Source organism: Nonomuraea muscovyensis (assembly GCF_014207745.1).
Taxonomy (GTDB): domain Bacteria; phylum Actinomycetota; class Actinomycetes; order Streptosporangiales; family Streptosporangiaceae; genus Nonomuraea; species Nonomuraea muscovyensis.
Window position 1 is genome coordinate 1531416 of the sequence record NZ_JACHJB010000002.1, and the last position, 24304, is coordinate 1555719.

A 24304-nucleotide genomic window follows, 5' to 3' on the forward strand; every position below is an offset into this window, starting at 1 on the left:
TTTACAATGTAGATCTTATACGAGCACCCTGAGCGCCCCCGGCCGCACCTCGCAGGACACCGGCCCCGGCCCCACCCGTTCGCCGTCGGCGTAGGCCACCACGTCCGGGGCCTCCAGCCGTACGCTCCTGACCCGGGTGATCGACACGGCCGGATGGGTGACGTGCGTCCCCCGGTAGACGCGGGGGAAGACCCGCAGGAACTCCCCCTTGCCGACGGCGCCCAGCACCATCACGTCGAGCAGCCCGTCGTCGGGCCGGGCGTCGGGGCACACCCGCATGCCCGCGCCGTAGGAGTGGGTGTTGGCCACGGCGACCAGCATCGCCTCCCGCTCGGACGGCACGCCGTCGAGCGTGATCCGGAACGGGATGGGCCGGAAGCCGCGCAGTTCCTCGGCCACGGCGACCAGGTACTTCGCCATGCCCGGCGGCCAGGTGAGCCGGTTGGCCCGCTCGTTCACCCGCGAGTCGAACCCGCAGCACACCACCCCGGCGAACAACTCCTCGCCGCCGCCCGCGCTGACGTCGGCGGCGTCGACGGTCCGCGACCGCATGCGCAGCACGGCGCGGGCCGCGGCCATCGGGTCCCTGCGCGGCACGCCGAGCGCGGTGGCGATGTCGTTGCCGGTGCCGGCCGGGATGATGCCGAGCGGCACGTCGGTGCCGGCCACGGCCTGCACGGCCAGGTGCACCAGCCCGTCGCCGCCGAAGGCGACGAGCGCGTCGGGATGTTCGGCCACGGCGGTGCAGGCCCGTTCGAGGGCGTCGGCGGCGTCAGCGCCGACGATCACCGACACCTCGGCGCCGCCGGCGCGCAGGCGGCGGACCACGGGCTCCAGCAGAGGCAGGGTGCGGCCGCCGCGGGCCGCCGGGTTGACGAGCAGGGCGAGTTGAGGGGACACGCCCGGAACGTATCGCCTATCGCGCCGGACCGGAATCCTCGGGCAGCTCCGACGCCTCGTCGTCGGCCAGGTGCGAGAAGTCCTCGCCGGACGGCGCCCGCTTCTCGCGCAGGTACATGAACCCTTCGGCCACGAAGTACAGGATGATCATCGGCGCGGCGAGCGCCATCATGGTGATGGGGTCGCCGCCCGGCGTGATGATCGCGCCGAACACGAACATCCCGAAGATCACCGTGCGCCGGTGCTTCTTCACCGTCGCCCGCGGCAGGACGCCGATGACGTTGAGGAACACGAGCAGCAGCGGCAGCTCGAAGGAGACGCCGAAGATCACCAGCATGATGAGCACGTAGCTGACGTACTCGTCGATCTGGACGGCGGCCACCGCGTCACTGGGCGCGAAGCCGAGCAGGATCGCGAGGCTGGTGTCCATGACGATGTAGGCGAGCGCCGCGCCGAGCAGGAACAGCGGGATCGCCAGGGCCATGAAGGCGACCGAGTAGCGCTTCTCGTTGCGGTAGAGGGCCGGGGTGACGAACGCCCAGACCTGGTAGAGCCAGACCGGTGACGACGCGATCACGCCGACCAGCGCCGAGACCTTCAGCGTGAGGAAGAAGGACTGGAAGATGCCGCTGAAGACCAGCGTGCAGGTGTTGTCCCGCAGCATCTTCGCCTGGTCGGTCTCGCAGTAGGGGGCCTTGACGAACTCCCACACCGGGTCGAAGAAGATCCACCCGATGACGACGCCGACGACCAGCGCGGCCGTCGCGATGAGCAACCGGTTACGGAGCTCCCGCAGGTGGTCCATGAGCGGCATCCGACCCTCGGGGTCGGGGGTGGGCCCGCTACCGTTCGACCGTTTGAGCAACGCCATCGAGCAGTCCAGGTGAGGAGTAGGGGCGGGTCAGACGCGCTTGTCGGCCTGGGCCGCGGCGTTGGCGCGCAGCCTGGCGGCCTGCTCCTCAAGCTGGCGGGCCTGCTCCTCGGCCGACGGCTGCGCGGGCGCGACCGGCTGGACCGGTGCGATCGGCTGCGGCTGGACGGGCTGCTGCGGCTGGGCCTGCGGCTGAACCGTGGCCTGCGCGGTGGTCTGGGCTCCGTCATGCTCGTCGTCGTCGCGGAGCTTGGCCGTCTCGGCCTTGAAGATGCGCAGGGACCGGCCCACACCACGCGCCATCTCGGGCAGCTTCTTGGCCCCGAACAGCAGGATGAGCACCAGTGCGATGATCAGAAGTTCGGGGACTCCGAGGTTCGGCATGTCACGTCCTTACCGGGCTAGTGCCTTTTCAGGCACGATCGTACGCTCCCTGAGCATGTGTCTCACCCTCTGGAGAGTGAATTCTGGCCGTCGTCCGGAGCGAGCCGCGCTCGGGCCCCGGCGACCTCCCTGTTCAGCCTACGTGCCGCGGCGATGACGCGGGTGCCCGCGACCAGCAGCGCGAGCACGCCGGCCACGCCCAGCCCGGCGGCGAGAAGGATCCACGTCATGACCGATGAGCGTACAGCGCCAGCGCCCGCTCGGCCTCGGCCCGGACCCGCTCGGCCATGGCGGGCGGCGAGACGACCCGGCCGGTGTCGCCCAGCCGCAGCGCCAGCTTGACGATCCAGTCCTCGTCACGGGCGCGCAGCGTGATCCGCAGCCGCCCCTCGCCCAGCTCGGTGAGCCCTTCGCACGGGTAGTACTCGGCCACCCAGCGACCGGCGGCGCTCACCTCCAGCTCGACCAGCTCGTCGGTGGGCGAGGGCCGGAAGACGCCCTGGGCGACGTCGATCGGCTCGGCCTCGGCGGGCGGGTCGGCGGGCACGTCGAGCACCTCGACGCCGAGCATCCGGTCGAGTCTGAACAGCCGCATCGCCTCGGCCCGGTAGCACCAGCCCTCCAGGTAGGTGCGGCCGTCGACCACCACCAGCCGCATGGGATCGACCTCGCGCGGCGTCACCTCGTCGCGGCCGGGCACGTAGTAGCGCAGCGACAGCCTGCGCCGCCGGTTCAGCCCGTCGCGGACGCGCGGCAGCGCGTCGGGGGCGGCGTCGACGTCCACGGCGACCTGGCTACTGACCTCGGCGGCGCCCTCGCCGGCGGCCCGCTCCAGCTTGGCCACCACCCGGGGCAGCGCGTCGCCGGGCACCTCGGCCAGCTCGGGCATGGCGGCCAGCATGCGCAGCGCCACCAGCAGCGCGCTGGCCTCGTCGATGCCGAGCCGCAGCGGCCTGGCGATGGTGTCGGCGTTGTCGATGAGGATCTCACCGCCGTCCCACGACACGTCGATGAGGTCGCCGGGCGTGTGGCCGGGCAGCCCGCACATCCACACGAGCTGCAGGTCGTCGATGAGCTGCTTCTCGCTCAGCCCGAACACCTCGGCCACCTCGCCGACCTGCGCCCCCGGGTGGGACATCAGGTACGGGACGAGGGCCAGCAGTCTGGGCAGCCGGTCGGCGGACCCGCTCATGCCAGGGTTCCCTTCAGTCGGCGGATGACGGCCTCGCGGGCGTCGGGCGGCTCGACCACCTCGACGTCGGCGCCGAGGCTGGCCATCCAGCCGGCCAGCCGCTCGGTGTCGGCGAAGGCCAGCTCCGCCTCGTCCCAGCCCTCGGAGCCGGGGTGGACGGCTCGGGCGAGCTGGCGCAGTCCTTCGCAGGCGCCCTGCCGTACGCGGATGAGGGCGGCGCGTTCCTCCATCGGCTCCTCGGGGAAGCCCACCATGGCCCGCAGGTCGATCCCCTCGGGCACCTCGACGGCGCCGGGCCTGCCGACGGTGGCGACCTGCCCGGTGATGCGGCTGAGCCGGAACGCGCGGGGCGCCTGGCGGTCGCGGTCGAACCCGGCGAGGTACCAGCGGCCGCGGCGGCTGACCACTCCCCACGGCTCGACGGTGCGCTCGCGCACGGTCTCGCTGCCGGCGCCGCGGTAGTCGAAGCGGACCACCCGCCGGTCGCGCACGGCGTTCCACAGGGCGGGGAAGGCCGGGTCGCGGGTGTCGACGCGCAACTCCAGCGCGCCACCGCCCCCGCCGCCGCCCACGCCGCCGACGCTCTCGTCGGTGGACACACCGCCCGCCCGCAGCTTCAGCAGCGCGCCCGAGGCGGCCTCGGCGAGGCTGGCGCGCTGCCACACCTGCGCGGCCAGGCCCAGCACGGCCGCCTCGTCGGGTTCGAGGGTGATCTCGGGCAGCTCGTACGACTGGCGCTGGATGCGGTAGCCCGGCTCCTCCTCCCACGGGTCGCGCACCACGTCGATGGGGATGCCGATCTCGCGCAGCTCGTTCTTGTCGCGCTCGAACATGCGCTGGAACGCCTCGTCGCCGTCGCGGTCGTAGCCGGGCACGGCGTGGCGGATCTGCTCGGCCGACAAGGGCCGCCGCGTGGCGAGCAGGCAGATCACGAGATTCAGCAACCGCTCGGTCTTACGGCGCGACATCTGCCTCACTCCTCCTTCATCGGCGCTACCCTGCCCCCGTGATCAGATGGCGCAAGGGCGAGGTCGTACGGATCCGGCGCGAGTGGCCGGGAGCGGTGGAGCTGGACGTCGCCGTGCCCGAGGGGCAGTGCCGGGCGCTGGCCTATCCGGCTCTGGTGGGCCGCCCGGAACCCGGCGACGAGGTGCTGCTCAACACGACGGCACTCGCGATGGGTCTCGGTACGGGAGGTTACGCCATGGTGGTGGCCGTCCCGAACCGTTTGCCGCAAGATCCTGAGGGTCCGGGGCACCTGGTGAAGGCGCGCTACACGCCGCTGCAGGCCACGGTGCTCGGTGTGGACGAGCAGGACTCCCCCCACCACGAGATCTTGCGCGAGGCCGACTCGCTGGACGGGATGCCGGTCGTGGTGGCCGACCTGCACTCGGCGCTGCCGCCGATCCTGTGCGGCCTGTACGCGGCGTTCGGCGGCATGCCCGGCGCGCGGGTGGTGTACGTGATGCAGGACGGCGGGGCGCTGCCCGCGTGGTTCTCGATGGTGTGCGCGCGGCTGCGCGAGATCGGCTGGCTGGCCGGGGTGGTGACCGTCGGCCAGGCCTTCGGCGGCGACGTGGAGGCGGTCACCACCCACACCGGCCTGCTGGCGGCCCGGCACGTGCTCCAGGCCGACGTGACCGTCGTCACCCAGGGACCGGGCAACCTCGGCACGGGCACCCGGTGGGGGTTCTCGGGCGTCGCGGCGGGCGAGGCGGTCAACGCCGCCGCCGTGCTGCTCGGCCGGCCGGTGGCGGCGCTGCGGGTCAGCGAGGGCGACCTGCGCGAGCGGCACATGGGCGTGTCGCACCACTCGCTGACCGCCTACGGCCGGGTGGCGCTGTCACCGGCGCAGGTGCCGGTGCCGATGCTGCCGGGCGAGTTCGGCGAGCGGGTCCGCGACCAGGCCGAGCTGCTGGCCGTCCGGCACGAGCTCGTGGCCGTGCCCGTCGACGGGCTGCACGAGGCGCTGCGGGAGTCGCCGGTGCGGCTGTCGACGATGGGGCGGGGGCTGGAGGAGGACCTGGCCTACTTCCTGACCTCGGCGGCGGCGGGCAGGTTCGCCGCCTCGTTGCTGTCGTAGGGCTCCTGGAAGGTGAAGGCCGCGGGGCTCGACCCCACGGCCTTGAGGTGGTCGAGGCGCACCATGGCCTCGGCGAGGGTGGGGACGACGCCCTCGGGGACCCACCACATCACGGTGTACGGCTGCGCCATGCGCAGGAACCACTCCCTGCGGCGGCGCAGCACGCCCAGGTGGGCGCTGCGGTAGACGAAGTTCCACAGGTTCTCGATCGAGTCCCACACCGAGAAGTTGACCAGCAGGTGGTCGCCGTACTCGTGCACGACGGTCGCGGTGGGGTCCTCGTCGCTCTCCTTGAGCCGCCAGACGAACCCGGGGGCGCTGTCGGCGAGGTCGTTGATCGGCTCCAGCAGCTCGACGAACGTGGCGAGCTCGGGGGCGTCGATGGGCGCGCGCAGGTGCGCGACGTTGAGCTGGGCAAGATGCATGGAAGTCAGCAGACCACTCAGCCCCCTTCTATGTCAATCTTCATTTGTTTTAGAAGTGAGTGACACGCAGCACTCCCCCGGACGCGGGTCGAGCACCGCCCGCTCCGGCGCGTCGCCCAGCCCCTCCAGCACGCCCCGGCACAGGGCCAGGTTCATCGAGCACACCAGGAGCGGCTGCTCCCGCGACAGCGCGTGGAACGGGCAGTTGCGCAGCCGTACCCGCCCTTCCTCGGCGTACGGCTCGTAGCCGCGCGCCCGCAGCACCTCCTCGACCGGCTCACCCCGGTGTCCGCGGCCGAGCAGCTCGCCCGCCCTGCGGGCCGCCGCCTCGGCCTGCTCCTCGGCGCCCAGCGCGTCGACCACGTCCGCCAGCACCGAGGCCAGCACGCCGTACTCGCGTGGCGGCAGGCTGACCGACCGCTCCCCCGCGGCCCTGCGGTAGACCTTGGCCGGCCGGCCGCTGCCGGGCCCGCGCCGCTCCGGCTGCCTGAGCCCGCTCTCCAGCAGCCCCGCCTCGACGAGCCTGTCGAGGTGGTGGCCGGCCAGCGTCCTCGACACCCCGGCGGCCTCGGCCGCCTCGGCCCGGCCCACCTCGCCGCCGCTGCCCGCCACGACCTCGTACAGGCTGCGCCGGACCGGGTCGTGCAGCAGGGCCAGGGCGTCCAGGTCGTCATCGCTCACGACCAGGGAGTCTAGGCCGCCGCGGGCACCGGGACACTCCGGCGCCGGGACGCTCCGGCGCCGGGACGCTTCGGTGCCGGGACGCGGAACGGCCCGGCGGCACGAAGCCGCCGGGCCGATGCGCCGCGGACCGTCAGTACGCGGCCAGGACGTCCACCACGAACACCAGCGTGCTGTTGGCGGGGATGTTCTGCTGCTCCTGCGCCCCGTAACCGAGGTCCGGCGGGATGCTCATCACGACACGACTGCCGATCGGCACCCCGACCAGGCCCTTCTGCCAGCCCTGGATGACGTTGCCGAGCGGGAACGACGCCGGCTCACCCTTGCCCCAGCTGGAGTCGAACTCCTTGTCCGTGCCCCAGATCTTGCCCGTGTAGTGGACCGTCAGCGTGTTGCCCGCCTCGACCTTCTTGCCGGTGCCCTCGATCAGCGTCTTGACCACCAGCTCCTTGGCGGGCTTGTCCTTGGTCTTCGTGGTCAGCGTCGGCGCCTTGTCGCCGCCGGGGCTGTCCACCTTGACGCCCTTGAGCGTGTCACCGGTGTCCTTGCCGGTGGCGGCCTTCAACGGGGTGGGTGGCGCGCCGACCACGTCGAGCACGAACACCTTGGTCGGCGGCGCCGGCTGCTGCGACTGCTGGGCCTGCTGCTGCGAGGCGTCGGCCGCCAGCACGGCCAGCAGCCGGCCGCCGTGCTTGACCTTGGTGAAGCCGTCACGCAACACCTGCGGCAGCTGCTCGTCGACCGGGATGGTCTCCGGCTGCTTGTTGTCGTACGTGGAACCCTGGAAGGGGTTCTGCTTGCCGTCCCAGTCGTAGACGGTCAGGTTGACGATCAGTTTGTCGCCGGCCTTGACCGCCGGGCCGGTGCCGGCGCTCAGCACCTCGTACGACGACTTGCTGGCAGGCGTGCCGCTGGGGAAGGTCACCGTGGGCTTGGCGCCCACGTTGCCGGTGACCTTCACCCCGGCCTGCTGCTGGGTCTGCGCGGCGCCACCGGCGCCTGAGTCGGAGCCGCAGGCGGCGGCGGAAAAGATCAAAGGCACGGCGGCCATGGCGGCCATTGCGCGGCGCATGAATTTCCCTCGGAAAGACGTCAGATTCGCGTCACCCTATCCGACAACCAGGTAGGGCCGAGGTAAACCACGCGGTTACATTCCGGCGATCAGTTTGTCCACCCGTTCGTCGACGCTGCGGAAGGGGTCCTTGCACAGCACCGTGCGCTGCGCCTGGTCGTTCAGCTTCAGATGCACCCAGTCGACCGTGAAGTCACGCCGCTTCTCCTGCGCCTTGCGGATGAACTCCCCGCGCAGCCGCGCCCGGGTCGTCTGCGGCGGCACCGACTTCGCCTCGAAGATCTTCAGGTCGGACGCCACCCGCTCGACCGAGCCGCGCTTCTGCAGCAGGTAGTACAGGCCCCGCTTGCGGTGCACGTCGTGGTAGGCCAGATCGAGCTGCGCCACCCGCGGCGACGACAGCGGCAGGTCGTACTTCTTGCGGTAGCGCTCGATGAGCTGGTATTTCGTCACCCAGTCGATCTCGCGGGCCACCAGGTCGAGGTTGCCCGTCTCGACCGCGGTCAGGGTGCGCTCCCACAGCTCCAGCACCCGCTTGGCGATCGGGTCGCCGCCGCGCCGCTCGACGAAGTCCTTCGCCTTGGACAGGTACTCCTGCTGGATCTCCAGGCTCGACGCCTCGCGCCCGTTGGCCAGCCGCACCCTCCGGCGGCCCGTCATGTCGTGCGACACCTCGCGGATCGCCCGGATCGGGTTCTCCAGCGACAGATCGCGCATCACCGTACCCGCCTCGATCATGCGCAGCACCAGGTCGGTGGCGCCGACCTTGAGCAGCATGGTCGACTCGCTCATGTTGGAGTCGCCCACGATGACGTGCAGGCGGCGGAACCGCTCGGCGTCGGCGTGCGGCTCGTCGCGCGTGTTGATGATCGGCCTGCTGCGCGTGGTGGCGCTGGAGACGCCCTCCCAGATGTGCTCGGCCCGCTGCGAGACGCAGTAGACGGCGCCGCGCGGCGTCTGCAGCACCTTGCCGGCGCCGCAGATGATCTGCCGCGTCACGAGGAACGGGATGAGCACGTCGGCCAGCCGGCCGAACTCGCCGTGCCTGCCGACGAGGTAGTTCTCGTGGCAGCCGTAGGAGTTGCCGGCGGAGTCGGTGTTGTTCTTGAACAGGTAGATGTCGCCGGCGATGCCCTCCTCGCGCAGGCGCTTCTCGGCGTCGACCAGCAGGCCCTCGAGGATGCGCTCGCCCGCCTTGTCGTGGGTGACGAGCTCGATGACGTTGTCACACTCGGGTGTTGCGTATTCGGGATGGCTGCCCACGTCGAGGTACAGGCGTGCGCCGTTGCGGAGGAAGACGTTGCTCGATCGGCCCCAGGACACGACCCGCCGGAACAGGTAGCGCGCGACCTCGTCCGGCGACAGCCTGCGCTGTCCCCGGAACGTGCAGGTGACGCCGTACTCGTTCTCCAGCCCGAAGATGCGACGATCCATCACCTCACACTATGCCCACGGATCGGCCAACGGGAGAGATCTCCCGCGGTGTTTTGCCGCCCGGTGTCCCGCCGCGCACGTCTTCGGGCACGCCGGGACGGTCCGCTACGGGGTGTAGATCTCCTGGATCTTCACGATGGCGCCCTTGTGGACCGTGATGAGCGCCGGCCGCTCCAGCCGCTTGGCCACGATCGAGCGGGAGCAGCGCTTGGCCCCCAGCCCCGTCCCGCGGTCGACCGTCAGGTCCGTGCCGACCTTGCCGCAGCCCAGGGCCGACAGATAGACGAGCCCGCGGGAGACGCGGGAGGCGTAGGCCATCACGTCACCCTCGGGCGGCCCCACGAACCGCCCCTCGGTGTGGGTGCCCTTCTTCCACCTGATCGGCTCGTACTCGGCTACGCCGCCGCGCAGGTGCGTGATCCGGCCGCGCAGGATGCCGTCGTGCCGGGAGTGGATCCGCTTGGTGAAGTCGTGCTTCGGATCCTTCTGGAAGGTCGTGCCGAAGATCTTGGGCGCCTTGTACCCGGGGGCGGCCCGCAGCACGATCGGGGCGGCGGTGCCGGTGACGGCCGAGGCGCTCGCCACCACCGCACCGGACGTCAGAGCCAGGGCCGCGGCGCCGCCGCCCGCGAGCAGGACACGCGAGAAGGTCTTCATGCTCAGGTGAGACCCCTGCCCAGCACCCCCGGTTCGCCCCGGCAAACGTGATTCAGATCACACACCCGGGCTGTGGCCGTCGCCCGGGGGACGCGCACAGCCGCGGGCCAGGATGGACGGCCCGCCGCCGGCCGATGTGCCGTGCGAGGCCCCGCGAGCTTGCCGCCCTCCGGGGCGTCGCTGCTGGGTGAGGCTCGGGAAAGGCGCTGCCTCGCGGGCATGATTCTGCAGGATCGGGGTTCTGGCAGTGGGATGGTTCTGACGCTTGGGGTTCTGGCGTGGGGGTTCCGGCGTGGGGGTTCCGGTGTGGGGAGTTCTGGCGAACGGGGGGAGGTTGTCGCCGGGTCAGATCAGCTCGTACACCGCACGGACGGTCACGGTGACCGCCCCCTGGCCGGGGCTGATGAACGACTGGTCGGCCGCCAGAGCGAACCGGGACGTCGGCGTGTCGCTCTCCTCCTCCAGCTTCACGACGCGGCCGAGCTTGCGCCCGCTGAGCGCCGCGTACTCCTGGGCCCTGACGAGCGCGTCACGGTAGGCCGCCGCGCGCGCCTTCGCGACGAGCGGCTGCACCTTGGAGACCTCGAACGAGATGCCGTTGATCCGGACCTCCTCACCCACGGCCGCGACGGCGTCGACCACCGCGTCGGCCTTCGACAGGTCGCGCAGCAGCACCTCCACGTTCTGCGACGCCTGGTAGCCCGCGACCTTGATGCCGTCCTGGTGGTAGTCCGCCCCGAATCCGAGGCCGCTCGTCTGCATGTCGCTCCCCGCGATGCCGGCCGAGGCGAGCGCCTCGGTCAGCTTGGCCCTGGCGCTCTTGACGGCCGCGAACGCCTCGGCGGCCCGGCCCTTGTGCACCTCGACGCCCACGTACAGGCGCATCGCGTCCGGCGCGGCGGAGACGCTGCCCTTGCCGACGACGGTGATCTCGGCCCGCCCGCTCGCCACGGCCGGCGGGGCGGAGGCGGAGGCGGACTCGGACAGGGCCAGTGCGGGAGCGGCCTGCGCTCCCAGGAGGGCGAAGGCCGCGGAGGCCAGTACGACGCTCAACTTGGTCATGGGCACATGGCACCACCGGGCGGGCTCCACTCCGCGCCGCCCACACCCGGGGATGCCGAGACTTGACCGGCACCCGGACGAGGCGGGGTAGCGTCGTCGTCTCCCTTTGCACTCCTCCGCCGCCCGGCACCCAAGGAACGGGCAGACGGAGGACGATGCCGAAGCCCCGAAGCCCCGAAGCCCCGAAGCCCCGAAGCCCCGAAGCCCCGAAGCCCCGAAGCCCCGAAGCCCCGAAGCCGTCGGCGCGTCCCCCAGGGGCGTTACAGCGGCGAGGAGCCGTCGTCCACGTCGCCGTCCGGGGCGGTCGGCGGGGGCGTCTCGCCCGGCTCGGCCGGCGCCGAGTCGGCGGCCGGCGGCGGGGTGGCCGTCCCCTGGGACAGCAGCCGCTCCAGACGCGGACCCGTCAGGCGCTGGAACTTGCGGTGCTCCCGTGTGCGGTCGAGCACCGCCACCTCGAGCTGAGCCACCGGCGGCCGCTCGCCGCCCGGCTCGGTCAGCGCCGTCAGCGCCACCCCCAGCGCCTCGGCCAGCGGCATGCCCTCCCGGTAGTGCTCCTTCAGCCGGGTCGCCACCGCCTCGGCCTGGCCGCCCATCGCCGCGAAGCCGTGCTCGTCGAAGACCGACCCGTCGAACGTCAACCGGTAGATCGCGTCGCCGTCGGGCGTGTCGCCCACCTCGGCCACGACGACCTCCACCTCGAGCGACTTGATCGACTCGGTGAAGATGCGGCCCAGGTTGGAGGCGTAGAGGTTGGCCAGGCCACGGCCCGTCACGTCGGAACGGTCGTAGGTGTAGCCGTTGATGTCGGCGTAGCGGATGCCGCCGAGCCGCAGCTCCTCGAACTCGTTGTAGCGGCCGACCGCCGCGAACCCGATGCGGTCGTAGATCTCGCTGATCTTGTGCAGCGCCCGCGACGGGTTGGGCGCCACGAACAGGATGCCGTCCTCGTACTGCAGCACCACGACGCTGCGGCCCCGCGCGATGCCCTTACGCGCGTAGTCCGCCTTGTCCCGCATGATCTGCTCAGGGGACGCATATCCGAAAGGCATGGACACCTTGATGGTCCTTTCTAGCGCAGCGGGGCGATGGGGCCGTCAGGAGCGATCATGCGCGCGTCGAGCATCTGCTCGACGTAGCCCGACACCTCGTCCTCGGTCAGACGGCGGTAGCCGTCGGCGTCGATCACCGACACGATCGGCCAGATCTTCCGCGTCACGTCAGGCCCGCCGGTCGCCGAGTCGTCGTCGGCCGCGTCGTACAGCGCCTGGATGAGCGTCATCACCATGTCGTCGGCCGAGGCGTCCTCGCGGTAGAGCTTCTTCAGCGATCCCCGCGCGAAGATCGAACCGGAGCCGATCGCGTCGAACCGCTCACGCTCGTACGGCCCGCCCGCCACGTCGTAGCTGAAGATCCGCCCCCCGTCGCGGTCGGGGTCGTAGGCCGCGAACAGCGGCACCACCACCAGCCCCTGCATCGCCATGCCGAGGTTGCCGCGGATCATCGTGGCCAGCCGGTTGGCCTTGCCCGCCACCGACAGCGTGCGGCCTTCCATCTTCTCGTAGTGCTCCAGCTCCACCCGGTAGAGCCGGGCCATCTCGATGCCGGTGCTGGCCGTGCCCGCGATGCCCATGCAGGAGTAGTCGTCGGTGCGGAACACCTTCTCGACGTCACGCTGGGAGATGATGTTGCCGGAGGTGGCCCGCCGGTCGCCCGCCATCACCACGCCACCGGCGAAGGTGGCGGCGACGATCGTGGTCGCGTGCGGGACCTGGTCACCGATCGGAGTGGCGAGGACGCTGTCTCGCTGCGGCAGCAACTCGGGCGCGTACGACCCCACGAACTCCGTGAACGACGAACTCCCCGTGTTGCTGAAAAAATGGTTCACCAAGCCGGCGGGCAGATCCCTGTGCGATGCCACGCGACTCCCTCCCAAAGGTCAGTGTTCCTAGGGCGACCCTACTCATGTTGGGTTGCTGTCTGCACTTCCCACGATCAGCTCACGGCGAACCGGGTCACCAGATCGTTCTTTACGCACCGCGGCCGCCGTGCGACCGTCAAGGTGTCCGTACCGCGTCCGCCCCCGGAGGAGGCCGGCATGCGACCCGCTCCCCGCTCCGCGGCGGCCGCCGCGCTCGCCGTCCTCGCCCTCGCCTCCTGCGCCGACGGCCCCGCCGGGCGCGAGAGCGTCACCCTCACCATCGCCGCCAACGCCATCTCCGGCGGCAAGAACTCCGAGTCGGCCGACTGGGTCAAACGGTGGGTCATCCCCGGCTTCGAACGGGCCCACCCCGGCGTCAAGGTGCTCTTCCAGCCGAGCGGCGTCGACGACGAGCAGTACAAGACGAAGATCGCGCTCGACTTCAGGTCCGGCAAGGCCGCGGACGTCGTCGACGTGGACGGCATCTGGGTGGGCGAGTTCGCCCAGGCCGGCTACATCAGGCCGCTCGCCGACGTCGCCGGGCCCGCCGTCGGCTCCTGGGAGGGCTGGTCGCAGATCCCGGAGGCCGTGCAGGGACTCGGCGTCTTCGACGGCAAGAAGTACGGCCTGCCGCAGGGCACCGACGGGCGCGTCCTGTTCTACAACAAGACCCTGTTCGCCAGGGCCGGACTGCCCGAGCCATGGCGCCCGCAGAGCTGGCAGGACATCATCGACGCCGGCGTCGGGCTGAAGTCCGCCGGCGTCGCCACCCCCATCCAGATCAACGCCGGCACCGCCATGGGCGAGGCCACCACCATGCAGGGCGTCCTCCCCCTGCTCGCCGGAGCCGGAGCCGAGATCCACGCCGACGGCAAGTGGACCGGCGCCTCCCGCGCCATGAAGGACGTCCTCGGCTTCTACCAGCGCGTGTACGGCGGCAGCGGCCTCGGCGACCCCAGGCTGCAGAAGGACGCCAAGGGCCGTGACAAGTCCTTCCAGCGCTTCGCCGAAGGCCGGATCGCCATCCTGGCCGAGAGCGACTACTTCTGGCGCGCCGTCATCGACCCCCGCGACGGCATCGCCCCCATGAAGGACCGCGACACCGCCGTCGGCTTCACCAGGATCCCGGCCATCCGCCCCGGCGCGGGCATCCGCGGCCAGGACCACGTCAGCATGTCCGGCGGCGCCGTACGCGTCCTCAACCCCGCCTCCCGGCACCCGGCGCTCGCCTGGCAGCTGCTCGCCTTCATGCACGGTCCGGAAGCCACCAAGTCCCAGCTCGCCGGGCAGGCGCGCATCAGCTCGCGCGGCGACGTCAACGACGAGGTGCTGGCCGACGACCCCCTGCTCGAGTTCGTCGCCGACGAGGTGCTGCCCCTCACCGCCTACCGGCCGGGACTCGCCGTCTACCCGCAGGTGTCCGCCGCCCTTCAGGAGGCCACCTCCGCCGTCGTCAACGGCCGCGACCCCGCCGAGGCGGCCGCGGTCTACCGGGCCCGCCTGGAAGACCTCGTCGGCGGCCCGGCCCACGTCAGCGGTTGACCCGCCCCGTGGCGGCGGCCGCCCGCGGGGATGATACTGACAGCATGACCACCGGGTCCGGCCCGGCCGCGCGCGACTGGGTCCTGCATGTCGACCTCGACCAGTTCATCGCCGCCGTCGAACTCCTGCGCCACCCCGAGCTGCGCGGCCGTCCCGTCGTCGTCGGCGGCTCGGGCGACCCCACCCGGCCGCGTACCGTCGCCGCCACGGCCACCTACGAGGCGCGCGCGTACGGCGTCCACTCCGGCATGCCGCTGCGCACCGCCCTCAGGCGCTGCCCCGAGGCGGTCTTCCTGCCCAGCGACCCACCCGCCTACGAGGCCGCCTCCGAACGCGTCATGGCCGTCCTGCGCGGCTTCCCGGTGAAGGTCGAGGTGTGGGGCTGGGACGAGGCGTTCGTCGGCGCCACCACCGACGACCCCGAGTCCCTCGCCGCCGGCCTGCGGCGAGCCGTGCTCGACGCCACCCGGTTGTCGTGTTCCGTCGGCATCGGCGACAACAAGCACCAGGCCAAACTCGCCTCCGCCTTCGCCAAGCCCGCCGGCGTCTACCGGCTCACCGGTGCCGAATGGGCCGAGGTCATGGACGACCGGCCCACCGACGCGCTGTGGGGCGTCGGCGCCAAGACCGCCGGGAAGCTCGCCGGACTCGGCCTGCACACCGTCGGCCGGCTGGCCGCCGCCGACCCCGCCGAACTGGCCCGCCACTTCGGCCCCACCAACGGCCCCTGGCTGCGCTACCTCGCCCAGGGCAGGGGTGAGAGCGAGGTCAGCACCACTCCGTGGGTGCCGCGCGGTCACGGCCGCGAGACCACCTTCCCCGCGGACCTCACCGACGCCCGCGAGATCGCCGCCCGCGTCGCCGCGCTGGCCGGACAGGTCGCGCGCGAGGCCGCCGCGGAAGGGCGCGCCGCCGTCCGGGTCACGGTCAAGGTACGGTTCGCGCCCTTCCTCACGCGCACCCGCCAGTCGAAGCTGCCGGGGCCCACCGCCGACCCCGCCACGTTGACCGACGCCGCCCTGGCCGTGCTGGGCCGCTTCGACCTCACCCGCCCGGTGCGGCTGCTGGGCGTCGCCGTGGAGTACGCCCCGCCCGCCGACGCCGCCTACACCCTGACCACCCTGGAGTAGAACTCCGACCGCGCCTCCTCGTCGGCCCGGTCCAGCCGCGCCGACTCCCGCGGCGACGGCTCCAGATCCATGTACTCCTCCGCCTGGACCGGCAGGGCCGCCTCCACGTACGCCAGCGCCCGTCGCACCACCCCGGGGTCGTCGCGGAACTGCCCGATGCCCGTGTTGCACGGCAGGCAGAGCGCGAAGCGCACCTCCCCCGTGCGATGGCAGTGGTCGACGTGCTCCGGCGGCCTGTCCCAGCACACCGCGCACAGGCCGTGCTGGTCGGCGATCATGCGCTCGACGTCCTCGTGCCGGACGTTGTAGCGCCGCGCCAGGTGGTGGCTCCGGCCCGGAGCCACGTCACCGCCGCGCCGTGGCGGGGGCGGCACCACGAACTCCGGCCGGAACACCTCCCCGTCCAGGTAGAGAGCGGCCAGCTCCAGCAGCACCGTGTTGTCGCCGAAATGCCCGAGCCCGTTGTTGCAGTTGAAGCAGAGCACGCCCCGTACCTGACCGGTCCGGTGGCAGTGGTCGACGAAGGCGCCGGGCACGGCCCGGCAGATGGCGCACAGCCCGCCCTGCCGGGCGAGCATGCGCCCGAAGTCGTCCTCGGTGATGCCGTAGCGGTATTTCAGCAGATAGTTGCGTTCACTTCCATGATTTTTGATCTTGTTGGCCAGCATCACCTGGGCATGACACACTTTGCAGTAACCGCTCAGCCCGTCGCCGCTGGAACGATTGCGCCCGAAGTCTGCCACGGGCATGACCTGAGCACATCGTGGGCAGTACTTGTGCCCCGGCAGCGCCTCGATCCGCTCCTTCACGGTCCTGCCCTGTTCGGCCCTGCGCTTGCGGTAGCTCTGCTTGGAGCGCACCCCGAAGCACACCTTGCAGTAGCGCGCACGCCCGTCGGCCATGCGCTTGTTGTGCCCGAACGCGGAGAGCGGCTTCTCCTCCCCACAGTCCGGACACCGCTTCGCCCCCTCAGGCGCTTCCACCCGATAAGCCCGATTCGTACCTGTCCGCTTTCTCCTATTCCCCGCCCTTCTGGACGTAGCTGCGCACAAACTCCTCTGCGTTCTCTTCGAGAACTTCGTCGATCTCGTCCAGGATCGAGTCCACGTCGTCCGTGAGCTTCTCCTGGCGCTCCTGAACGTCGGACGCGGCCGACGCCTCGGTCTCCTCGACCTCGGCCTCGCGCCGACCGGCCTGCTTCTGGCCGCCCGTGTCCTTGGTTGCCATGCTCTACCTCCACTCGGGGGGACTGCCTCCAAGGCATATCTTCCCCGAACGGACCGACAATGCGCGCGGATCACCCCGCGATCTTGCCGACTTGACTAGATAGCGCTCCTATCCAATACTGGGCCGACACTCTCCCAGGAGGTTCCCGTGTCCCCCATCTCCCTGACCCTGGCCGGCGTCATGCTCGTCACCGTGCCCGGCGTGGCCTTCGGCGGCGTGACTCTGCTGAGGTTGCTCATGCGCGACGTCCCCGGCTACCTGGACAACCCCGTCCGTCGTGGGCTCTGGCGGGCCGGGCACGCCCACGCCGGCGTGCTCGTGCTGTTCGGGCTGGTGGCGATGCCGTACGTCGACCAGACCGATCTGCCCGGCGCGCTGCAGGTGCTGGCGCGCGTGCTGATCGTGGCGGCGCCGGTGCTCATGCCGCTCGGCTTCTTCCTGTCGGTCATCCGGCCGGGCGACACCAAGCCGAGCGGGCTGATCCGGTTGACCGTCCTCGGCGGCGCCTGCCTCGCGGCGGGCACGTTGCTGCTGGGCGTCGGACTCCTCCGGGCCGGCCTCTTCACGGCGTAGCCCTGACGACGCCACGGCCTCGATCCCGCCGTTTCACCGCGCGGATGCCGCGGGTGCGGCGCGGATCCCACGGGTCTGGCGCGGATCCCAGGGGCCGGTGTGGGGCCCGCTGGGTACGGTGTGGGGCCCCGCGACCGGACTGTCAGTCGCCGCCGGTGAGGGCGGCGACGAGGTCGGCGGCCGTGCGGCAGCGGTCGAACAGCTCGCCCACGTGAGCCTTGGTGCCGCGCAACGGCTCCAGGGTGGGGACGCGCTGCAGCGACTCGCGCCCGGGGATGTCGAAGATCACCGAGTCCCAGGAGGCGGCGGCGACCGACTCGCTGTACTGGCTCAGGCAGCGGCCGCGGAAGTAGGCCCGGGTGTCGGTGGGCGGGTTCTCGACGGCCCGCTGGACCTCGTCCTCGGTGACGAGGCGCTGGATGCGGCCACGGGCCACCAGGCGGTTGTACAGGCCGCGGTCGGGCCGGATGTCGGAGTACTGGAGATCGACGAGCTGCAGCCTGGAGTGGGACCAGGACAGGTTGTCGCGGGTGCGGTAGCCCTCCAGGAGCTCCAGCTTGGCGACCCAGTCGAGCTCACGGGCGAGCTGCATGGGATCCTCCGCCAGGCGAGTCAGCACGGACTCCCAGCGGTCGAGGACGTCCTTGTTCATCTCCTCCTGGGCGGTGCCGCGCTCCTCGACGTACTTGCGCGCCTGTTCGAGGTACTCCATCTGCAGCTGGACGGCGGTGAGCTTGCGGCCGTCGCGCATCGGGATCTCGTAGCGGCAGGTGGGGTCGTGGGAGACGGCGCGCAGGGCCTGCACCGGGTTGTCGACGGTGAGGTCGCGGCTGAGGAAGCCGTCTTCGATCATCGCGAGGACGAGCGCGGTCGTCCCCAGCTTCAGATATGTGGAGATTTCCGACATGTTGGCGTCGCCGATGATCACGTGCAGGCGCCGGTACTTCTCCGGGTCGGCGTGCGGCTCGTCGCGGGTGTTGATGATCGGCCGCTTGAGCGTGGTCTCCAGCCCCACCTCGACCTCGAAGAAGTCGGCCCGCTGGCTGATCTGGAAGCCCTCACCGCGCGAGTCCTGCCCGATGCCGACCTTGCCGGCGCCGACGACGATCTGCCGGGAGACGAAGAACGGCGTGAGGTGGCGGACGATGTCGGCGAACGGGGTGGCGCGCCGCATGAGGTAGTTCTCGTGGCAGCCGTAGGAGGCGCCCTTGGCGTCGGTGTTGTTCTTGTAGAGCTGGATCGGCGCGTTGGACGGGACGGCCGAGGCGCGCTGCGCCGCGTCGTACATGACCCGCTCGCCGGCCTTGTCCCAGATGACGGCGGCGCGCGGGTTGGTGCACTCGGGCGTGGAGTATTCGGGGTGGGCGTGGTCGACGTAGAGGCGGGCCCCGTTGGTGAGGATGACGTTGGCGAGGCCGAGGTCCTCGTCGGTGAGCTGGCTGGGGTCGGCGACCTCCCGGGCCAGGTCGAAGCCGCGCGCGTCGCGCAGAGGGTTCTCCTCCTCGAAGTCCCATCTCGCCCGGCGGGCGCGGGCCGCCGAGGCGGCCAGGTAGGCGTTCACCACCTGGGAGGAGGTGACCATCGCGTTGGCGCCCGGCTGACCTGGTACGGAAATGCCGTACTCGGTCTCGATGCCCATCACCCGACGCACCGTCATGCAACATCCTCTGTTCGTCCGGATCTGCCTATCCGCCGTTTATATGCCCGAGCCTATGCCCTTCACAGTGCCCCAGGGTCACAGAGTTATGGCACCGACGCCTTTTCGACCTGTGCGGCGGGAGCCTGGCGGGCGCGGGGTCGTCGGCGTGGCCTGAGGAGGCGCTGGATGGGCCGCTCGGCAAAGGAGTAGACGAGATATGACAGGAGCACGGCAGCCAGCGTGGTGAGCGTGGCGGTGAGCCAGGGCGGCAGCCGGTCGTGCAGCAGCGGGATGAGGGCGACCGCGAGCACGGAGTGGAACAGGTAGAGCGGGTAGGTGGTGCCGCCCAGCGCGGTGAGGGTTCTGGACGGGCGGAGCCGGAAGAGGCCGAGCGCGACGACGGCCATCACGGTGAAGATCGCGGTGACGGTGAGGATGACGCCGGCGTCGGTGACGGGCATGTTGGCGAAGCCCGCGGCGTCGATGCGGCGGTGCACGCGGTCGAGGGCCGAGTGGATGGACATGGCCCAGCCGGCCACGACGTAGAGCCAGGGTAACCAGGCGTTGCCGTGCTTGTGGATGAGGTAGAGCGCCATGCCGGCCACGAAGTAGGGGGCGTAGCGGGGCATGAAGACCTCGGTGAGGAGCTCGTGGCCGAGAAGTTCGGCGGCGAGCGCGGCGGCGAGCCAGAGGCCGCAGAAGACCAGGACGCGGGCGTACGTGATGCCGATGATCACGAGGATGGAGATCAGCAGGTAGAACCGCAGCTCGGCCCAGAGCGACCAGTAGACGCCGGTGGCGTCGGTGACGCCGAACAGGCGCTGCAACATGGTGGCGTTGAGCAGGTAGTCGCCCGTGGAGAGCTTGGGGTCGAGCGCCTTGGCGGCGGTGAGCCCGTACAGGGCGGCGACGGCGGCCAGGCTCAGCCAGTAGGCGGGATAGAGGCGGACGACCCGCGACCAGGCGAAGGCGCCCAGCCCGCGGCCCCAGGCGCTCATGAGGATGACGAAGCCGCTGATGACGAAGAACAGCTCGACGCCGAGGATGCCGAGGCCGGCCAGGGGGGCCACGGCGGGGAAGAGCTCGGCGGGCCGGTCGCCCCATGCGGAGGCGTAGGCGACGAGGTAGTGGAAGGCGAGCACGGCGAGCGCGGCGATGAACCGCAGCAGGTCGAGCTCGGCCAGTCTGCCGTCCCCCGGGGCGCGCCGCGGCCGGTTGCGGTTGTGCACGGTCATTGGACGTCACACCCGTCACTTCGGTTCCCGGCAAACCCTGCTTTCACACCTGTCACGCACCGGTGTGACAGGGGCTGTTCCGACAGAGTGGCAGGGCTTCAGGCCGGGCGCCGGGCGAACGGAAAGGGCCGCGCGGGGTTCTCCCGCGCGGCCCTTTCCGTCTAAACGTCCTACAGGTACTGGCCGGTGTTGGCGACGGTGTCGATGGACCGGCCGGCCTCGGCGCCCTGCTTGCCGGAGACGAGCGTGCGGATGTAGACGATCCGCTCGCCCTTCTTGCCGGAGATGCGGGCCCAGTCGTCGGGGTTGGTGGTGTTGGGCAGGTCCTCGTTCTCGGAGAACTCGTCCACGCAGGCCGTGAGCAGGTGCTGCACCCGCAGGCCCTTCTGGCCGGTCTCGAGGAACTGCTTGATGGCCATCTTCTTGCCCCGGTCGACGATGTTCTGGATCATCGCGCCGGAGTTGAAGTCCTTGAAGTAGAGGACTTCCTTGTCGCCGTTGGCGTAGGTCACCTCGAGGAAGCGGTTCTCCTCGCTCTCGGTGTACATCCGCTCGACGACGCTCTGGATCATGCCGTGGATGGTGGCCTCGGCGGACCCGCTGTGCTCGGACAGGTCGTCCGGGTGGAGCGGGAGGTCCTCGACGAGGTACTTGGAGAAGATGTCCTTGGCCGCCTCGGCGTCCGGTCGCTCGATCTTGATCTTGACGTCCAGGCGGCCGGGCCGCAGGATCGCCGGGTCGATCATGTCCTCGCGGTTGGAGGCGCCGATGACGATGACGTTCTCCAGGCCTTCGACACCGTCGATCTCCGACAGGAGCTGCGGGACGATGGTGTTCTCGACGTCGGACGACACGCCGGAGCCTCGGGTGCGGAAGATCGAGTCCATCTCGTCGAAGAACACGATCACCGGGGTGCCCTCGGAGGCCTTCTCCCGTGCGCGCTGGAAGACCAGGCGGATGTGCCGCTCGGTCTCGCCGACGTACTTGTTGAGCAGCTCGGGGCCCTTGATGTTGAGGAAGAAGCTCTTGCCGGACTGGCCGGTCTTCTCCGCGACCTGCTTGGCCAGGGAGTTGGCGACGGCCTTGGCGATGAGCGTCTTGCCGCATCCGGGCGGGCCGTAGAGCAGCACGCCCTTGGGCGGGCGCAGCTTGTGCTCGCGGAACAGGTCGGCGTGCAGGTAGGGCAGCTCGACGGCGTCCCTGATCTGCTCGATCTGGCGCGAGAGGCCGCCGATCTCCTCGTAGGAGATGTCGGGGACCTCCTCGAGCACGAGCTCCTCGACCTCGGACTTGGGGATGCGCTCGTAGACGTAGCCCGAGCGGGGCTCGAGCAGCAGCGAGTCACCGGCCCTGATGGGCTGGCCGACCAGAGACTCCGCCAGCCGGACGACGCGCTCCTCGTCGGCGTGCGAGATGACCAGGGCGCGCGAGCCCCCGTCGAGGAGCTCCTTGAGCATCACGATCTCACCGACCTCTTCGTAGCCGAGTGCCTCGACCACGTTGAGCGCCTCGTTGAGCATGACCTCCTGGCCGCGCCTGAGGTTGTCGACGTCGACGGCCGGGCTGACATTCACCCGCAGCTTGCGGCCGCCGGTGAACACCTCGATCGTGCCGTCTTCTCGGGCCTCCAGGAAGGTGCCGAAACCGGATGGCGGCTGCGCCAGCCGGTCGACCTCCTCCTTGAGGGCGACGATCTGGTCCCGGGCCTCCTTCAGTGTGGCGACCAGGCGCTCGTTCTGGCCGGTCACGGCCGCGAGATTCGCCTGTGCCTCGTGAAGGCGCTCTTCGAGGACCCTGGCCTGACGGGGTGACTCGGCCAGCTTCCGCCTCAGCGCGGTGATCTCCTCCTGCAGGAAGGAGACCTGTGTTGAAAGATCAGCGACCTCCCGTTCGCGCTGCGCGGCTCGAGCCTCTGCATCATCGCGAGCTGCCACGCCCCGTCACCTCCTTCCCAGTCGAGGGCGACTACTTAGGACCTTACCTATCTCGGGCCCCTCCGTAACCTGGCCGGGCAGTGTTCGTAGAGTGACATACAGTGTTCGGTGAATTATCCCTAATGGTGCGTTTGATACTGCCAGCATCTGAACACGGGCGCTTGTTCCCGTGTCAGGCAACAACGCACCCTCGTGGCCAAATTGTCATAGTTCTTCGGTGGTTCCCTTCGGTCGTCGGCGGCGCGGCGGGGGTGTCACGCCGTCCGCCATGCGACGGGCCGTGACGAGGAAACCCGTGTGCCCGATCATCCGATGGTCGGGTCGTACCGCGAGCCCTTCGACATGCCAGTCGCGAACCAGGGTCTCCCACGCATGGGGCTCGGTGAAACTCCCGTGATCGCGAATCGCCTCGACGGTTTTCGACATCTGCGTCGTCGTGGCCACGTAGCAGCAGATCACACCGCCCGGGGTGAGGGCCTTGGCGGCGGCGTCGACGCACTCCCACGGGGCGAGCATGTCGAGGATCACCCGGTCGACGTCGATCTCGTCGATGGCCGAGACCAGGTCGCCCACGACCAGCCGCCAGTTGTCGGCCGGACCGCCCTCCTCGGTGCCGAAGAACCTCTCCACGTTGCCCCGGGCGATGTCGGCGAAGTCCTGGCGCCGCTCGTAGGAGGTGACGTGCCCGTCGGGGCCGACCGCGCGCAGCAGGAAGCAGGTCAGCGCGCCGGAGCCGACGCCGGCCTCGATGACGCGCGCGCCGGGGAAGACGTCGGCCATGCCGACGATCTGCGAGGCGTCCTTGGGGTAGATGACCGCCGCGCCGCGCGGCATGGCCAGCACGTAGTCCTGCAGCAGGTGGCGGAAGGCGAGGTACTGGGTGCCGCCGGAGGAGCGCACCACGGAGCCCTCCGGCTGCCCGATCAGGTCGCTGTGCGGGATGGCGCCCTTGTGCGTGTGGAAGACGCCGTCCTGCTTGAGCGTGAACGTGTGGCGCTTGTTCTTGGGGTCGGTGAGCTGCACCTGATCCCCGACCTGGAACGGCCCATGCCTGCGGAAACCCATGGCGGCAAGGTTATAGGGCTTTCGGGGGGCGGCTGACGCGCGATATCTATGGGGGATGCTCCCCCGAGATGTGATCGCCGCAGGTCCGCTGGTGCTGCGCCCGCCGGTCGAGGCGGACGCCGAGGCGATCGTGACCGCCTGCGACGACCCGGTGGCGGCCGGGTGGCTCGCGCTGCCCTCGCCGTACACGCCGGACGACGCCCGCGCCCACCTGGCGGCGGCCGAGGCCAGATGGCGCGCCGGCGGCGCCGAGTACGCGATCACGGAGGGCGGCGTGCGCGTGGGGTCCGTCGGCGTCACACCGCCCGACCGGTGGGGCGCGGTCTCGATGGGCTACCTGGTGGCGCCTGGGGCGCGGGGGCGCGGGGTGGCGACGACGGCGGCTCGGGCGGTCACGCAGTGGCTGTTCGACCAGGGCGTGCACCGGGTGGAGCTCCAGGTGGCGGTGGAGAACGTCGCCAGCCTGCTGGTGGCCTATCGGGCGGGGTTCCACGAGGAGGGGCGGCGGCGCGAGGCCAAGGTGGCGCGTGACGGCCGCCGGGTCGACGCCATCGTGCTCTCCAGGCTGGCCGGCGAGCCGGGCGAGGGCGCGCCGCCGTACCTGCCGCCGTTCGAGGGCGGCGAGCTGACCGACGGCGTGGTGCGGCTGACCCCGCTCGCCGTGTCGGACGCCGCCGACTACCACACGATGATGGCCGACCCGAGCGTGGCCGTCTACCGGCTGGGGCCGCGAACGACCCTGGAGGACGACGAGCGGCGCTGCCGCAACACCGGCTACTGGTGGGCCTCGGGGCAGCGGGTCGAGCTGGCGATCCGCGACGCGGGCTCCGACGTCTTCACCGGTCATCTTCAGCTCATGCAGGTGGTGCCGGCGCTCGGGCAGGCCATGGTGGGCTACTCCCTGCGGCCGGAGTTCCGGGGCAAGGGGCTGATGACTCGGGCGGTCCGGCTGCTGGTGGACTGGGCGTTCGCCCGCACGACGCTGCACCGGATCGTGGCGGGCACCGACGCGACCAACACGGCGTCGCACGCGGTGCTGCACCGGGCGGGGTTCGTCCGGGAGTGCGTGCACCGGGAGCTGTTCCCCACCGCGGACGGCTCACGGTCGGACGACATGCAATGGGTACGGCTGCGGCCGCGGTAGGAGATTTTCCGCTTCACGCCCGGAAACGGCAGAAATTTCCCTTTCCCGTTGAGGTCTGGTCAAGTGCCGCATGGGGGGTGATACTCCGTGTCACCGCCATTGATACTTCCGTGACCGGGGCCGCGCCATCTCGCCC

Annotated in this window: 25 protein-coding genes; 5 read left to right on the forward strand and 20 right to left on the reverse strand. The window is 70.8% G+C overall.

Annotation, left to right across the window (positions count from 1 at the left end):
* Nucleotides 1-15 precede the first annotated feature (15 nt).
* The 6 genes from FHU36_RS23810 to FHU36_RS23835 form a co-directional block, all read right to left on the reverse strand.
* Nucleotides 16-900, reverse strand: coding sequence for a diacylglycerol/lipid kinase family protein (locus FHU36_RS23810; RefSeq protein WP_185086110.1), 885 nt, complete (start codon nt 898-900; stop codon nt 16-18).
* A 16-nt stretch (nt 901-916) separates the two neighbouring features.
* Complete coding sequence (tatC, locus tag FHU36_RS23815; RefSeq protein WP_246502551.1) at nt 917-1705, reverse strand: twin-arginine translocase subunit TatC; 789 nt, start codon at nt 1703-1705, stop codon at nt 917-919.
* A gap of 96 nt (nt 1706-1801) precedes the next feature.
* Entirely contained in the window at nt 1802-2155 is a 354-nt protein-coding gene (gene tatA, locus FHU36_RS23820) for a Sec-independent protein translocase subunit TatA (protein ID WP_185086112.1), read from the reverse strand.
* A gap of 62 nt (nt 2156-2217) precedes the next feature.
* The gene (locus tag FHU36_RS23825; protein WP_185086113.1) at nt 2218-2385 is read right to left on the reverse strand and encodes a hypothetical protein; all 168 of its coding nucleotides are present in this window, start codon (nt 2383-2385) and stop codon (nt 2218-2220) included.
* Nucleotides 2382-3347, reverse strand: coding sequence for a helix-turn-helix transcriptional regulator (locus FHU36_RS23830; protein ID WP_185086114.1), 966 nt, complete (start codon nt 3345-3347; stop codon nt 2382-2384). The genes FHU36_RS23825 and FHU36_RS23830 overlap by 4 nt, the downstream gene beginning before the upstream one ends.
* Complete coding sequence (locus FHU36_RS23835; protein WP_185086115.1) at nt 3344-4315, reverse strand: helix-turn-helix transcriptional regulator; 972 nt, start codon at nt 4313-4315, stop codon at nt 3344-3346. The genes FHU36_RS23830 and FHU36_RS23835 overlap by 4 nt, the downstream gene beginning before the upstream one ends.
* A 38-nt stretch (nt 4316-4353) precedes the next feature.
* On the opposite strand from FHU36_RS23835, the gene FHU36_RS23840 reads away from it, so the two are divergent.
* On the forward strand, nt 4354-5430 hold the full coding sequence (locus FHU36_RS23840; protein ID WP_185086116.1) for a DUF3866 family protein: 1077 nt from the start codon (nt 4354-4356) through the stop codon (nt 5428-5430).
* On the opposite strand, the gene FHU36_RS23845 is transcribed toward FHU36_RS23840, so the two are convergent.
* The 8 genes from FHU36_RS23845 to prcB all read right to left on the reverse strand — a co-directional run bounded on the left by FHU36_RS23845 (nt 5376) and on the right by prcB (nt 12679).
* Nucleotides 5376-5855, reverse strand: coding sequence for a DUF3291 domain-containing protein (locus tag FHU36_RS23845; protein WP_185086117.1), 480 nt, complete (start codon nt 5853-5855; stop codon nt 5376-5378). The two genes, FHU36_RS23840 and FHU36_RS23845, sit on opposite strands and share 55 nt — an antisense overlap.
* Nucleotides 5856-5888: 33 nt before the next feature.
* Nucleotides 5889-6536 (reverse strand): helix-turn-helix transcriptional regulator, encoded by a 648-nt coding sequence (locus FHU36_RS23850; RefSeq protein WP_185086118.1) that lies wholly within the window; start codon nt 6534-6536, stop codon nt 5889-5891.
* 133 nt (nt 6537-6669) lie between these two features.
* Nucleotides 6670-7608 carry an FKBP-type peptidyl-prolyl cis-trans isomerase gene (locus FHU36_RS23855; protein WP_185086119.1) on the reverse strand — a complete coding sequence of 313 codons (939 nt, stop codon included), beginning with the start codon at nt 7606-7608 and terminating at the stop codon, nt 6670-6672.
* Between the two features lie 75 nt (nt 7609-7683).
* The gene (gene pafA / locus FHU36_RS23860; RefSeq protein ID WP_185086120.1) at nt 7684-9042 is read right to left on the reverse strand and encodes a Pup--protein ligase; all 1359 of its coding nucleotides are present in this window, start codon (nt 9040-9042) and stop codon (nt 7684-7686) included.
* A 105-nt stretch (nt 9043-9147) separates the two neighbouring features.
* A complete protein-coding gene (locus FHU36_RS23865; RefSeq protein WP_185086121.1) occupies nt 9148-9699 on the reverse strand; it encodes a hypothetical protein in 552 nt (183 codons plus the stop codon).
* 345 nt (nt 9700-10044) lie between these two features.
* A complete protein-coding gene (locus tag FHU36_RS23870) occupies nt 10045-10761 on the reverse strand; it encodes an SIMPL domain-containing protein (protein WP_185086122.1) in 717 nt (238 codons plus the stop codon).
* 260 nt (nt 10762-11021) lie between these two features.
* Nucleotides 11022-11810, reverse strand: a complete 789-nt coding sequence (prcA, locus tag FHU36_RS23875) for a proteasome subunit alpha (RefSeq protein ID WP_185086123.1) — start codon at nt 11808-11810, stop codon at nt 11022-11024.
* 20 nt (nt 11811-11830) lie between these two features.
* Complete coding sequence (gene prcB / locus FHU36_RS23880) at nt 11831-12679, reverse strand: proteasome subunit beta (protein WP_185086124.1); 849 nt, start codon at nt 12677-12679, stop codon at nt 11831-11833.
* A gap of 177 nt (nt 12680-12856) precedes the next feature.
* Between prcB and FHU36_RS23885 the strand changes: the two genes are divergently transcribed.
* Together FHU36_RS23885 and FHU36_RS23890 are read left to right on the forward strand one after the other, a co-directional pair.
* Nucleotides 12857-14221, forward strand: a complete 1365-nt coding sequence (locus FHU36_RS23885; RefSeq protein WP_185086125.1) for an extracellular solute-binding protein — start codon at nt 12857-12859, stop codon at nt 14219-14221.
* A gap of 44 nt (nt 14222-14265) precedes the next feature.
* Entirely contained in the window at nt 14266-15351 is a 1086-nt protein-coding gene (locus FHU36_RS23890) for a DNA polymerase IV (RefSeq protein ID WP_185086126.1), read from the forward strand.
* Here the strand turns inward: FHU36_RS23890 and FHU36_RS23895 are convergent.
* Together FHU36_RS23895 and FHU36_RS23900 are read right to left on the reverse strand one after the other, a co-directional pair.
* Nucleotides 15327-16253: an endonuclease VII domain-containing protein gene (locus tag FHU36_RS23895; RefSeq protein ID WP_185086127.1), complete on the reverse strand. Its 927-nt coding sequence runs from the start codon at nt 16251-16253 to the stop codon at nt 15327-15329. The two genes, FHU36_RS23890 and FHU36_RS23895, sit on opposite strands and share 25 nt — an antisense overlap.
* A 115-nt stretch (nt 16254-16368) precedes the next feature.
* Nucleotides 16369-16578 carry a ubiquitin-like protein Pup gene (locus FHU36_RS23900; RefSeq protein WP_185086128.1) on the reverse strand — a complete coding sequence of 70 codons (210 nt, stop codon included), beginning with the start codon at nt 16576-16578 and terminating at the stop codon, nt 16369-16371.
* A gap of 147 nt (nt 16579-16725) precedes the next feature.
* On the opposite strand from FHU36_RS23900, the gene FHU36_RS23905 reads away from it, so the two are divergent.
* Complete coding sequence (locus FHU36_RS23905; protein ID WP_185086129.1) at nt 16726-17151, forward strand: hypothetical protein; 426 nt, start codon at nt 16726-16728, stop codon at nt 17149-17151.
* Between the two features lie 142 nt (nt 17152-17293).
* On the opposite strand, the gene dop is transcribed toward FHU36_RS23905, so the two are convergent.
* The 4 genes from dop to FHU36_RS23925 all read right to left on the reverse strand — a co-directional run bounded on the left by dop (nt 17294) and on the right by FHU36_RS23925 (nt 23024).
* Nucleotides 17294-18808, reverse strand: coding sequence for a depupylase/deamidase Dop (gene dop, locus FHU36_RS23910; RefSeq protein WP_221496545.1), 1515 nt, complete (start codon nt 18806-18808; stop codon nt 17294-17296).
* Between the two features lie 86 nt (nt 18809-18894).
* The gene (locus FHU36_RS23915) at nt 18895-20025 is read right to left on the reverse strand and encodes an acyltransferase family protein (protein WP_185086130.1); all 1131 of its coding nucleotides are present in this window, start codon (nt 20023-20025) and stop codon (nt 18895-18897) included.
* A gap of 170 nt (nt 20026-20195) precedes the next feature.
* Entirely contained in the window at nt 20196-21959 is a 1764-nt protein-coding gene (gene arc, locus FHU36_RS23920) for a proteasome ATPase (RefSeq protein ID WP_185086131.1), read from the reverse strand.
* Between the two features lie 204 nt (nt 21960-22163).
* Nucleotides 22164-23024, reverse strand: a complete 861-nt coding sequence (locus FHU36_RS23925) for a tRNA (adenine-N1)-methyltransferase (protein ID WP_185086132.1) — start codon at nt 23022-23024, stop codon at nt 22164-22166.
* Nucleotides 23025-23079: 55 nt separating this feature from the next.
* On the opposite strand from FHU36_RS23925, the gene FHU36_RS23930 reads away from it, so the two are divergent.
* Nucleotides 23080-24168 (forward strand): GNAT family N-acetyltransferase, encoded by a 1089-nt coding sequence (locus tag FHU36_RS23930; RefSeq protein WP_185086133.1) that lies wholly within the window; start codon nt 23080-23082, stop codon nt 24166-24168.
* The last annotated feature ends 136 nt before the right edge of the window (nt 24169-24304 follow it).